The following is a 12,916-nucleotide window of genomic DNA, read 5'->3' on the forward strand; positions in this document are numbered from 1 at the left end:
ATAGCAGGCACTGGTGCAACATTCCAGTGCCTGTTGTCGTATAGTACATATCAGCCAGAATATCCAATAAATAACGAATAGACAAATAGGGGGTTATTTAATGGTTAAAAGGGACAGGATGTGCAGCATTCGTAAGTTAAGCAATATGAGCCTGATTGCTGTTCTGCTGGTTATGCTTATGATCATGGGTGGTTGCTCTTCTTCGGCAAGTGATCTTGCTTCAAGTTCATCAGCGAACACAGCGGAGAATTCAGAACTTGCGAATGCCTCAACCCAATCAGAAGCTCTTCCTGCGGCGACAGAAGACAGTAAAGCTGAAGGCAATAGCCAAGAGACAGGCGCTTCAAAGTTAAATTCTGCAGCCGAGCAGCGCAAGCTGATCTACCGGGCGAATCTTGTTATGGAAGTTCAGGATTACGAAGCTTCGAAGCAGCGCATTCAAGATATGATCCATCTGTCGGGGGGATACATTCTTGAGTTCAATGATCAATATTCGGAGTATGAGCGAGCTGGCTTATACAAGATCAAGGTGCCCGCACAGGGCTTCCAATCCATGCTGGAACAGTTGAACAAGCTGGAGCATCTGCGTTATGAGCGCAGCTATTCGGCAACGGATGTGACCGAAGAATATGTGGATTTGGAAGCAAGACTGAAGGTAGCCAAGGTGGAGGAAGAACGGCTGCTTTCCTTTATGGAGCAAGCGAAGAACACGTCTGATTTGCTGAAGTTCTCGGAGGATCTCACAGCTTCTCAGGAAAAGATCGAGCGAATTCAAGGCAGAATGAACTATTTGAATCAGAATGTATCGATGTCCACAATCGAGCTGAGACTCTATGAGACCATTATGGGAGCCAAGACCAGCACGCTTGAGCAAACGTTTGGCGAGCGATTGGACAGGACGCTTCAAGAAAGCGTGAAATCATTAATCGATCTGCTGCAGGGACTTGTGCTGCTTCTTACGGCGATGCTTCCATTCCTTGTTGTCATTGCGCTTGTTGGCCTTCCGGTGGCTTGGTTGGTGAGAAAGAGCAATCAGCGGCGTCAAGAGCGCCACAACCAGCGCCAATTGGAGCTGCAAGAACGCAACAAGCATTTATATGCATCTACGCATCAGCAATCGGAAATAGTGGTGGCCGATACAGCAGATACAGTTAAGAAAGAAGATGTACCACGGAAAGAAGCAACAGCACGAAATGAAGAGACAGCACAAAAAGAAGAGAAAACAGAGCCTGTATCTGGTATTGACAATGAAAAATAAATGAAACTTACAATAGAAATTATTGGGAATTATCGCTATCATCTAACATAAATAAGGAATAGAATCCGCGGTGGATCAGCATCTAAAGCGTTTTCGCGGGTTTTATTCTGTACATCTGCTTTTTTCAAGAAATCCTGCTGCCTAAGCAGGATTTTTTTTATGTATGGCGAATAGATAAGCGTTAGTGGTGGAAAGTGGTGAGATGTGGTGGAAAAAGGGGGAGGTGTGGTAGAGAATGTTCATGGGCGAATATCAGCATAACATTGATGACAAGGGCCGATTGATTATTCCTGCCAAGCTCCGTGACAACCTGGGTGCCACCTTTATCTTAACCAGAGGTTTGGACCAATGTTTATTTGTTTACCCGATGGATCAATGGTCGATTCTGGAGCAGAAGCTTCAGGCATTGCCGCTGATGAAGGCGGATGCGCGAGCATTTACCCGCTTCTTCTTCTCCGGTGCAACGGAGTGTGAATGGGACAAGCAAGGGCGCATCAACATTCCTAGCCATCTTCGAGAGTATGCCAAGCTTGAGAAAGAATGTATGGTCATAGGGGTTCAAAATCGTGTGGAAGTGTGGAGCAAGGAAGCTTGGGAACACTATTTTAATCAGTCAGCAAGTACATTTAACGAGATTGCAGAGACGCTGGTTGATTTTAATTTCTAACACGAGTCTATATCACTGCTGTTCGTGGCATACCAAGAAGAGGATTAGGAATGCAGGAGGAATGTAAAGTGTTTCATCATGTAACGGTACTACGAGAAGAGTCTGTAGCTGGACTTGCCATTCAACCGAATGGAATTTATGTGGACTGCACTCTGGGAGGAGCAGGGCACAGCGAGCTTATTGTCTCGCAATTATCTGATGGGGGAAGGCTTATCGCCTTGGATCAAGATGATTGGGCGCATGAGAACGCTAAGAAGCGGCTCGCTCCCTATCTGGATCATGTCACGCTGGTGCGTTCGAACTTTCGATACTTGGAAGATGCCCTTCAAGAGGCGCAAGTACCGCTTGTCGATGGTGAGAGACTGGTGGATGGCATTCTGTTTGACTTAGGCGTGTCTTCACCACAACTTGATGAAGGGGAGCGCGGATTCAGCTATAACCATGATGCTCCGCTGGATATGCGGATGGATCAAGAGGGAATGCTGACCGCCTACGATATTGTAAATGAATGGTCAGAATCTGAAATTGCCAAGATTCTGTTTGAGTATGGAGAGGAGAAGTTCTCAAGACGTATTGCGAAGGTTATCGTAGAGGCGCGTGCACAAGAACCAGTCAAGACAACCGGTCAGCTTGCTGAGCTTGTGAAAAAAGGTATTCCTGCGGCGGCTCGCCGCACGGGTGGCCATCCTGCCAAGCGGAGCTTCCAAGCGCTTAGAATTGCTGTCAATGATGAACTGGGCGCATTTGAGGATGCGATTCATGCCGCTGTTCGCTGCTTGAAGCCTGGTGGAAGAATTGCTGTCATCACCTTCCACTCCCTGGAGGATCGCATCTGCAAGCAAATCTTCAAGTCCTATGTGGGCAGATGTACGTGTCCGCCTGACTTGCCTATTTGCGGCTGTGGAAACAAAGGGGAGCTGCGTCTAGTGAACCGAAAGCCGATCCTGCCAAGCAGCGAAGAGATTGATGCCAATCCTCGCTCACGCTCAGCTAAGCTTAGAATCGCGGAAAAGCTCGATACGAAAGGAGATTAAGGAATGGCTTACGTTAGAGGGAATCTTGCTGTACGGCCAGAGCGTCGACCGGAAGAACCGGCACGCTACAAGGAAAGTAAGAAAAAGGTTGTCAAAAAAGCCACCCTCTCCACACGGGAGAAGCTGCTCTACCTGATGACCATTGTTGTTTGCTCGCTGGTTGCGCTTCTATTGATTTCTCGCTTCGCGGAAATCTACACCTTCAATCGCGATATGGAGGCGATGAAGAATGAGACCGCGAAGCTCGAAAGCGAGTCTCAGGTGCTCAAGGTGGAGATTGAGAAGCTTAGTGATTGGAATCGTATCGAAGCTTTTGCCAAATCTAAAGGTCTAGTGTACTTGGATGAGCCTGCTGAGATGAGCGTGCGCAAGACACAGATTGAGGACTGATGAGGCTTAACCTATGGTAAAACGTATTAAACTTAGAACCTTGTTTATTGGCGGATTATTTCTTTTGTTTTTTATTATTATTATTAGCAGGCTGTTCTGGTATCAGGTGTGGAATCGAGATTTCTGGCTCGATCTAGCTCAGGCAACATGGTCGACTGAACAAGAGATACCCGCGAAGCGAGGCACGATCTACGATAAAAATGGTGAAGTGCTGGCAATGGATGCTCCTGCCTATAATGTGGTTCTTAATCCAAAGGTCATTCAGACGCTCCGTACCAATGAGAAGCTTGTAGAGAAGCACATTGATGTGGAGCGTCTCATTGTTGAGAAGCTGCACGAGGTGCTGGGCAAGCCGGAGTCGGAACTGTATGAGCTTGCAAGAAAGAAGCGTGACAGCGGTGAATATCATATTTACCGGGAGGTTCGCAAAGAGGGCTGGATGATTGAACAGGAGCCTTATGACGAGCTTAATGCTTTTATTCAGGAAAAAGAAGACGAATGGAAAGTCAATGATATTGGCCTATATTTATTAAAGGATACAAAGCGATTCTATGCCAAAAACAATCTGGCCGCTCATGTGCTGGGTTATATGAATAAAGAGAATGAGCCGGTAGGCGGTATCGAGTCGCAATTCAACTCCATGCTGCAAGGCAAGCCTGGTTCTATCCAATATGATAAGGATCGTCAAGGAACGAAGCTTCCGACTGCCTCAGAGGTGTATACGCCTGCAGAGGATGGGAAGAACTTATACCTTACTATTGACGCAACGATCCAGCAGTATATCCAAGAGGCGATAACAGGCGTGTATGAACGCTACAGCCCATACAGCATATCGGTTATTGCAGCAGACCCGAAGACAGGCGATGTGCTTGGAATGGCGAATCTGCCGACCTATGACCCTAATAAATATTGGGAAGCGGCAACGGATCTTCGCAACTTCTACAATCCTGCAATCATGTCTACCTACGAGCCAGGATCGACCTTTAAGATCGTGACCTTGGCCGCATCGGTTCAAGAAGGAGTATTTGACCCTAATGAAACGTATAAATCAGGAAGCATTGTTGCAGGAGGCAGACCGATTCGCGACCACAACCATGTTGGATGGGGAACGATAACGTACCTTGAGGGCTTGAAGCGCTCAAGTAACGTTGCCTTCGTCAAGCTGGGATTCGAGAAGCTGAGAGAAGATCAATTCAAGTCCTATATCGATAATTTTGGCTTCGGGGAAAAGACTGGCATTGAGCTTCCGGGCGAGAACGCCGGCAAGATCCATTTCCAATATGCAGCTGATATAGCTGCTGCCACTTATGGACATGGTCAGCTCACCGTGACGCCGATTCAACAGATAATGGCGGTGTCTGCGGTAGCTAACGGCGGCAAGCTGATGGTGCCGCATATCGTCAAGAAGGTGGAGGATTCGCAGACGGGAGAGGTTCAAGAGCGTGCACCAGAAGTTGTGCGCGAGGTCCTTAAGCCCGAAATGGCGAAGCAGGTGAGCGAATACTTGGAGCAGGTTGTGGCTGACCAGCAGATTGGTACAGGTAAAGCAGCATATATTGAGGGATACCGGGTTGCCGGGAAAACAGGTACTGCACTTAAAGTAATTGATGGTGGTTATGATACCACTCGAGCCGTAGTATCCTTTATCGGCTATGCTCCTGTAGAGGACCCTCGAATCGCCGTTCTCGTTGTTGTCGATGATCCAAAAGATTATTATGAAGGAGGCGGCTTCGTCGCTCCAGTGATCTTCAAGGAGATTGTCAGCAAATCACTGCGATACATGGGAGTGCCAACTTCTCATCAAAGTGGGGATGAGGCAGATCATCGTGATGGACAAGCCGTTACACTTGCGACTACGCCAAACGTTCAAGGCTTGAAGCCAGATGCGGCGAAGCAGAAGCTGGCTGAAAAAGGGATTGTGTTTGAGACGGTAGGGTCAGGCAATGAAGTGAAGCGACAATACCCAGAGCCTGGTACGAAGCTTGCAGTAGGGCAGCGTGTGTATTTGCTGACCCAAGAGCCATCGCAGTTAAAACTGCCGAATCTAACGGGGAAATCGCTTCGAGATGTAGTGGAACTGGCCTCGCTGCTTCAATGGGAAGTGAAGGCTGAAGGGGAAGGCTACGTCACAGAATACGCCATCTCAACCAAGAACAATACGAAGGTTGTCTATGTGAAATTGAAGCCGAAGATACCATAGCTTGTTCTAACCCTAAGTTGTCCGGAATAGGTTGGTTATGAACCACTGTCGGACAAGGGGGAATGAACATGAAGTTGTCAGGCGTCACCGTACGAAAACGGTTGTTTGTCGGATTCATGCTGATTGCGATCGGCTTTGTAGCATTAATTGCAAGACTCGTCTATGTTCAATTATGGCATGGCGCGGAACTAAGCGAGAAGGCGGAGAATTCCTGGCGCCGTAACATACCTGTCACTGCTAAGCGCGGTGAGATTCTTGACCGTAATGGAGAGCGGCTTGCTTACAATGTCAGCTCTCCTACGGTTATGGCAGTTCCTGCGCAGGTTAGAGAACCGGAACGGACGGCTGAACAGCTGGCACCGTTACTTGGCATGTCTAAAGAATCTGTGCAGAAGCTGATCACAAAGCGCGAGCTTATCGTTTCATTGAAGCCGGGTGGGCGGAAGATTGATCTGGAGCTTGCTGCTAAGATACGAGATCTTCATCTGCCGGGCATCGTTGTTGCGGAAGACAATAAGCGCTTCTACCCGAATGAGACGCTAGCTGCTCATATTCTTGGCTTTGCTGGTGTTGATAAGGGGCTGACAGGAGTGGAGGCAAAGTATAATGCAGCGTTGACAGGGGTTGGCGGGAGTGTGTCCTTTCTTGCTGATGCAGGGGGCAATCTTATGCCTAACTCAACAGAAAAGTATGCCCCTCCGCGGGATGGTCTAAATTTACAATTGACGATTGACAAGGATATACAGACAATTATGGAGCGGGAGTTAGATCAAGCGATGCTTGAGCTAAAGCCAAAGCAAATTGTATCTATCGCGATGGACCCTAATACGGGGGAAATCTTAGCGATGGCGAGCCGGCCTGGATACGATCCTGGCAACTATAGTGATTACCCTTCCGAAGTATATAATCGCAACTTGCCGATCTGGATGACGTATGAGCCGGGGTCCACGTTTAAGATTATTACGCTTGCTGCGGCTCTTGAGGAAGGGAAAGTGAATTTGTATAATGAACACTTCTTCGATCCGGGTTATGTGGAGGTCGGAGGGGCAAGGCTTCGCTGCTGGAAGAAGGGCGGACATGGCAGCCAGACCTTCCTTGAAGTTGTTCAGAACTCATGCAATCCTGGCTTTGTAACGCTTGGGAACCGCTTAGGCAAGGAAGTTCTGTTCGATTACATAACGAAGTTTGGCTTCGGAAAAAAGACAGGGATTGATATGAGCGGCGAAGCGAGCGGCATCTTGTTCAAGCTCGACAAGGTCGGACCTGTTGAGCTTGCCACAACGGCATTCGGCCAAGGGGTGTCTGTAACCCCGATCCAGCAGATCGCTGCTGTCGCGGCGGCTATCAATGGAGGCAAGCTGCTCCAGCCGCACGTGGCCAAGGCTTTCATTCATCCAGAGACCGGTTTGGTGGTTGACGAGATTAAGCCAGAGCTTGTGCGTCAGGTGATCTCGGAAGATACTTCAAGCAAGGTAAGGGATGCACTGGAGCATGTCGTGGCAGAGGGGTCAGGTAAAAATGCCTTTATTGACGGATACCGTGTCGGCGGCAAGACAGGTACAGCGCAGAAGGTCATTAACGGACGCTATTCACCAGATGAGCATATCGTATCCTTTGTGGGCTTTGCGCCTGCGGATGATCCTCAGATCGTTATCTATACTGCCGTTGATGACCCGCAAGGCATTCAATTCGGGGGGCTGATCGCCGCACCGATCGTAAAGCGCATTATGGAGGATTCGCTTCACATTCTTGGAGTGGAGCCGCGCGAGAAACAGGTAGAACGCAAATATCTTTACAATGAAACGCCGCTTGTGACCGTACCGAATCTTGTTGGCAAGACCATTACGGATATTTACGAAGATATGAATATGAACTTTATGCTAGCCAAATCCGGTTCAGGTCAAACCGTGCTTCACCAAGCACCTAAGCCGGGAACCCGCGTCGAGCGGGGAACGACGATCCGAATATATATGGGTCAAGAAGAGACGGAGGAATAGACGATGCACCAGTTTTCACTCTCGGAAGCAACATCCTTACTTATTACAGCGTCTTTAAAAGGAGACCCTGCTACTATCATTCAAGGTCTAAGCAATGATTCGCGCCATGTACACAAAGGCGATTTGTTCTTCTGCATCTCAGGTACAGCACAAGACGGACATCAATATGCCCCGCAAGCTGTTGAGGCGGGGGCAGCCGCCCTTGTAGTCGAACGTGAGCTGGAGCTTGATGTGCCTCAGTTGGTCGTATCGAATGCTCGCGAAGCACTTGCGGCCTTGAGCACATGCTTCTACGGCAATCCAAGTCAAGCGCTGCGTCTGATTGGTGTTACTGGCACCAATGGCAAAACGACAACAACTCATCTTATTGAACGCATCCTGATGGATGCGGAACAATCCACGGGAGTCATTGGCACGATCGAAATGCGCTATGCGAACCAGACGTTCCCAATGTCTGGCACAACTCCGGACGCTATGCACCTGCAAGCCTCGTTAAGAGACATGGTTGATCAAGGTGTTCGAGCTTGTGCCATGGAGGTTTCCTCTCATGCTTTGGAGCAAGGACGCGTAAAGGGCTGCCGCTTCCGTACTGCCGTATTCACCAATTTAACGCAGGATCACCTGGATTATCATGGTACAATGGAAGCTTACCGAGAAGCGAAAGGTTTGTTCTTTTCTCGTCTTGGAAATACCTTTTCTGAGAAGGAAGAAGATCGCGCTTATGCCGTACTGAATGCGGATGATCCCGCTAGTGAATATTTCAAAGGCTTGACAACGGCAGAAACGATTCTTTATGGCCTACATGAGAATGCCCATGTGCGTGCATCCGAGATTAAGATTACAGCGCAAGGCACAAGCTTCAAGCTCGATACCTTCCGCGGATCAGCTGAAGTGAAGCTCAGAATGGTAGGCAAGTTTAATGTATATAATGCATTGGCTGCCATTGCAGTAGGGCTGATTGAGAACATTAAGCTTGATGACATCGTGAAGAGCTTGGAAGCTGTTCCTGGTGTGGCAGGCCGCGTTGAGCCTGTTGAAGCAGGCCAGCCGTACTCAGTTATCGTCGATTACGCGCATACGCCAGACGGGCTTGAAAATGTGCTCGAGACGGTGAAGGAGTTTGCTGAAGGGCAAGTGTACTGCGTATTTGGCTGCGGTGGGGACCGCGACCGCAAGAAGCGCCCGATCATGGGGCAGATTGCTGCAAAGTATGCGGATTACCTGTTTGTGACGTCTGATAATCCGAGAACAGAGGATCCAGAGCTGATCCTAAAGGATATTGAAGCAGGGCTGAAGGAGCACCATGTAGCAGAATCTCGCTATGAATGCATTGTAGATCGCCGTGCGGCGATTACAAAAGCTATTGAAAAGGCAAGCCCGCAGGATGTAGTATTGATTGCGGGGAAAGGCCATGAAACATATCAAATCATTGGCAAGGAAATTCATGATTTTGACGACCGCAAGGTTGCCGAAGAAGCGATAAGGGGATTGAATCTGTGATTGAAACCAATTTACAAGGCATTGCGTCCATGTGCGGCGGCGAGCTATTGCCTAATCAGGATGAGAAGCTGCTCATCGCTGGAGTAAGCACAGACTCGCGTCAGATCGTACAGGGTGGACTGTTTGTCCCGCTTGTTGGGGATCGATTCGACGGGCATGCCTATGTCGAACAAGCCATTGCGGATGGTGCGCACGCTGCTCTGTGGCAGCAGGATCACCCGCTGCCTAAGACATCATTGCCGCTTATCCTGGTGGAAGATACGCTTGAAGCTCTGCAGCAGCTGGCATCCAGCTATATCCGGACGCTTCCGGTTAAGGTCGTTGCCGTGACCGGCAGCAACGGCAAGACGACGACTAAGGATCTTATTGCATCCGTCTTGTCGCGAACGTTCCGCGTGCATAAGACGGATGGCAATTTTAATAATCATATTGGACTTCCATTGACGGTGCTTCGCATGCCAAAGGACACTGATATTGCAGTGCTTGAGATGGGCATGAGCAGTCGAGGAGAGATTGAACTGCTGACGAAGCTAGTTCATCCCGATGTTGCGGTTATTACGAATGTTGGGGAAGCACATCTGCTTCAGCTCGGCTCTAGAGAAGAGATTGCAAGAGCCAAAATGGAAATCATCAGCGGACTTAAGCCTGACGGGATTCTGATCTGCCATGGCGATGAGCCGCTGCTTGCACAAGTGTTTCAAGAGGAGCAAACCGAAAAACCGGAGCGCATGAGTGTGGTCACCTTTGGCTTTGGCGTCCAATGTGACTATCGTCCTGAAGGCATCATGCAGCATGAGGATGGCATGTCGTTCACTGTAGCGAACGAGACCTTGGGTACGAATGTGTACTCAATCCCACTGCTAGGCAAGCATAATGTGCTTAATTCGCTTGCTGCGCTTGCAGTAGGCCGTTTGTTCCGTGTGCCCGAGCCAATGATCAGCGCTGCGATGTCATCTGCAAGCATTTCCGGCATGCGGATTGAGAAGACGATAACGAAGGATGGCTGGATTCTCCTGAATGATGCTTACAATGCTAGTCCAACCGCGATGAAAGCTGCCCTTGATGTGCTTGCATCTGTAAGAGGGGGCAAGCGCATTGCCATTCTTGGAGATATGCTGGAGCTTGGACCGCGTGAAGAGGAGCTTCATGAAGAGGTGGGCTCAGGCATTCTTCCAGATACGCTTGACGTATTGCTTACGTACGGCAAGCTTGGCGCTTCGATTGCGAAGGGGGCGCTTCATCAATTGGCATCTGAAGCCGTTCACAGCTTCCAAGACAAGAATGAACTGCGAGACTATCTTCAGAGCCTAGTGAATCCTGGCGACACGGTGCTGCTGAAGGCATCACGCGGAATGAAGCTTGAAGAAATAGTAGAACCATGGATCAGTACGAAGCATTAGTCGGTCTGCGGTAACGGGAGGTGTAGAGGTTTGGACTTCAAGTTGATATTAATGACAATCGGTGTATCTTTTATCCTAGCCGTCATATTAGGCCCGTTATGCATTCCGTTGTTAAGACGGTTGAAATTCGGTCAGCAGGTACGTGACGACGGACCCCAGTCCCATCTGAAGAAGAAGGGGACCCCTACGATGGGCGGGGTTATCATTTTACTGGCATTTACATTGGCATTTGTTAAGTTCTCGGTACGAGATACTGATTTTTACGTATTGCTGGTGGCGACCTTAGGGTTTGGTTTGATTGGATTTTTAGATGATTATATTAAAATTGTATTTAGACGCTCACTAGGCTTGACCGCAAGACAGAAGCTGTTCGGACAGCTGTTTTTTGCGGCTGTTGTGTGCGTATTGCTTGCCAAGATGGATCACAGCACCTTTGTTGGCGTACCAGGTACGTCGTGGGGACTTGATCTTGGCTGGTTCTACTACATCTTCGTTGTGCTGATGATGCTTGCGATCTCGAATGCGGTTAACTTTACAGACGGTCTAGACGGCCTGTTGTCTGGAACAAGCGCCATCGCCTTTGCGGCATTCACGCTGATTGCCCTGCAAACTTCAGAGATTGCTGCTGCCGTCTGCGGAGCGGCTATGATTGGAGCGACGCTTGGCTTCTTGGTCTTCAACGTTCATCCTGCGAAGGTATTCATGGGTGATACAGGGTCGCTTGGTATTGGCGGAGCTATCGCAGCCGTTGCCATTCTGACTAAGACGGAGCTCTTATTTATTCTTATCGGCGGCGTATTCGTAATGGAGATGCTGTCTGTTATTATTCAAGTGGTGTCCTTTAAGCTAAGAGGAAAGCGAGTCTTCAAGATGAGCCCCATTCACCATCATTTTGAATTGTCTGGATGGTCCGAGTGGCGTGTCGTAATTACGTTCTGGGCTGTTGGGATTGTGCTCGCTGCACTCGGATTATGGATTAACAAGGGGTTGTAATCAATGAACCATCCAGATGCATATCAAGGAAAACGTGTGGTTGTATTAGGCTTAGCCCGCAGTGGCTTCGATGTAGCAAAACGATTTCATGAACGTGGTGCCGAAGTCATCGTTAATGATAAAAAGGACCGTGAACAATGCCCCGAGGCTTCTGAACTAGAAGCTTTGGGCATTTGTGTTGTATTGGGAGGTCATCCGGATGATCTGATTACGACAGATACGGCGCTAGTGGTCAAAAATCCGGGCATTCCCTATAGTGCGCCACCGATCGTGGAGGCTTTACGCATCGGAATCGACGTGGTCACCGAGATTGAGGTCGGATATCACTTGTGCAAAGCGCCGATTGCAGGAATTACAGGAAGCAACGGAAAGACAACCACGACGACCTGGGTCGGTCAGATGCTGGAGGCCGCAGGTCTAGATCCTGTTGTAGCAGGCAATATCGGCACACCGTTTAACAGCGTGGCAGGAGAGCTGTCAGAGAAGCAGCAAGTGGTCTTGGAACTCAGCAGCTTCCAATTAAAAGGGACACAGGCATTCAAGCCCCATGTGGCATGCTTATTGAACATCGCTGAGACGCATCTTGATTATCATGGGTCTATGGAGGATTACATCTCTTCAAAGGCAAAGCTGTTCGCCAACATGACAACAGACGACATCGCTGTGCTTAACGCGGATGATGACGTATGCCGGCAGATGGCGCCAGAGCTTCATGCTAGAGTATGGTGGTTCTCATCGAAGCAAGCCGTCGAGATCGGCGCTTATCTTGAGCCTACCTTTGTGGAAGCGGAGTCTAAGGCCGCAGAAGGAGAGGCGCTTCATCCCTATCTCATGTTTAAGGATGAAGAAGGACAGACCCATCGTCTACTGCCTGCACATGAACTAGGGCTTCCGGGGAAATTCAATGTGGATAATGCTCTTGCCGCAATTACAATCGCCGTTGCCTGCGGGGCAAAGCCCGAGGCCCTAATCTCTGCCTTGAAGTCTTTCAAGGGGGTGGAGCATCGCTTGGAATTCGTACGGGAGTTCGATGGCGTACGCTACTTCAATAACTCCAAGGCAACGAATACGATTGCCACACAGATGGCGCTGGATGCATTTCCAGGGAACATCATTTTGATAGCTGGAGGACTTGATCGTGGCCTTGACTTCAAAGAATTCGCTCCATACTTCGAGAAGTGCGTAAAGGGGCTTGTTGCCATTGGCGAAACCCGTCATATTCTTGAAGGCGTTGCGCAAGAAGCAGGTTTGAAGCAAGTAAAGATCGTCGACACTGGGGATAATGCTGAACTAGCGATTCAAGAGGCAGTTCTAGAGGCGAAGCAGATGGCTCTGGCAGGAGATATTATCTTGTTGTCTCCGGCATGCGCCAGCTGGGATATGTTCCCTTCATATGAGACTCGCGGACGCATTTTTAAGGAAGCGGTGCATAGTCTTAAGTAGAGGGGTGTTCAAGCCTCTACATTGTCAGACGAGG

The 12,916-nt window shown here is 49.1% G+C and carries 10 protein-coding genes; all 10 read left to right on the top strand.

The window, feature by feature from the left end; all coding sequences use genetic code 11:
- Positions 1 to 100 precede the first annotated feature (100 nt).
- The 10 genes from B9Y93_RS01890 to murD all read left to right on the top strand — a co-directional run bounded on the left by B9Y93_RS01890 (position 101) and on the right by murD (position 12,882).
- Positions 101 to 1,258 (top strand): DUF4349 domain-containing protein, encoded by a 1,158-nt coding sequence (locus tag B9Y93_RS01890; protein WP_085492662.1) that lies wholly within the window; start codon positions 101 to 103, stop codon positions 1,256 to 1,258.
- Positions 1,259 to 1,493: 235 nt separating this feature from the next.
- Complete coding sequence (mraZ, locus tag B9Y93_RS01895; RefSeq protein WP_085492663.1) at positions 1,494 to 1,925, top strand: division/cell wall cluster transcriptional repressor MraZ; 432 nt, start codon at positions 1,494 to 1,496, stop codon at positions 1,923 to 1,925.
- A gap of 68 nt (positions 1,926 to 1,993) precedes the next feature.
- Positions 1,994 to 2,959: a 16S rRNA (cytosine(1402)-N(4))-methyltransferase RsmH gene (gene rsmH / locus B9Y93_RS01900; protein WP_085492664.1), complete on the top strand. Its 966-nt coding sequence runs from the start codon at positions 1,994 to 1,996 to the stop codon at positions 2,957 to 2,959.
- Between the two features lie 3 nt (positions 2,960 to 2,962).
- The gene (gene ftsL / locus B9Y93_RS01905) at positions 2,963 to 3,349 is read left to right on the top strand and encodes a cell division protein FtsL (protein WP_085492665.1); all 387 of its coding nucleotides are present in this window, start codon (positions 2,963 to 2,965) and stop codon (positions 3,347 to 3,349) included.
- Between the two features lie 13 nt (positions 3,350 to 3,362).
- The gene (locus tag B9Y93_RS01910) at positions 3,363 to 5,549 is read left to right on the top strand and encodes a penicillin-binding transpeptidase domain-containing protein (protein ID WP_085492666.1); all 2,187 of its coding nucleotides are present in this window, start codon (positions 3,363 to 3,365) and stop codon (positions 5,547 to 5,549) included.
- A gap of 68 nt (positions 5,550 to 5,617) precedes the next feature.
- Positions 5,618 to 7,546, top strand: coding sequence for a stage V sporulation protein D (locus tag B9Y93_RS01915; protein WP_085492667.1), 1,929 nt, complete (start codon positions 5,618 to 5,620; stop codon positions 7,544 to 7,546).
- Between the two features lie 3 nt (positions 7,547 to 7,549).
- A complete protein-coding gene (locus B9Y93_RS01920; RefSeq protein ID WP_085492668.1) occupies positions 7,550 to 9,046 on the top strand; it encodes a UDP-N-acetylmuramoyl-L-alanyl-D-glutamate--2,6-diaminopimelate ligase in 1,497 nt (498 codons plus the stop codon).
- Positions 9,043 to 10,446 (top strand): UDP-N-acetylmuramoyl-tripeptide--D-alanyl-D-alanine ligase, encoded by a 1,404-nt coding sequence (locus B9Y93_RS01925; protein WP_085492669.1) that lies wholly within the window; start codon positions 9,043 to 9,045, stop codon positions 10,444 to 10,446. The genes B9Y93_RS01920 and B9Y93_RS01925 overlap by 4 nt, the downstream gene beginning before the upstream one ends.
- A gap of 30 nt (positions 10,447 to 10,476) precedes the next feature.
- Complete coding sequence (gene mraY / locus B9Y93_RS01930; protein WP_085492670.1) at positions 10,477 to 11,439, top strand: phospho-N-acetylmuramoyl-pentapeptide-transferase; 963 nt, start codon at positions 10,477 to 10,479, stop codon at positions 11,437 to 11,439.
- A gap of 3 nt (positions 11,440 to 11,442) precedes the next feature.
- The gene (gene murD, locus B9Y93_RS01935; RefSeq protein ID WP_085492671.1) at positions 11,443 to 12,882 is read left to right on the top strand and encodes a UDP-N-acetylmuramoyl-L-alanine--D-glutamate ligase; all 1,440 of its coding nucleotides are present in this window, start codon (positions 11,443 to 11,445) and stop codon (positions 12,880 to 12,882) included.
- Positions 12,883 to 12,916: the final 34 nt, after the last annotated feature.

It is taken from the genome of Paenibacillus aquistagni (assembly GCF_900177815.1).
Lineage (GTDB): Bacteria > Bacillota > Bacilli > Paenibacillales > Paenibacillaceae > Paenibacillus_B > Paenibacillus_B aquistagni.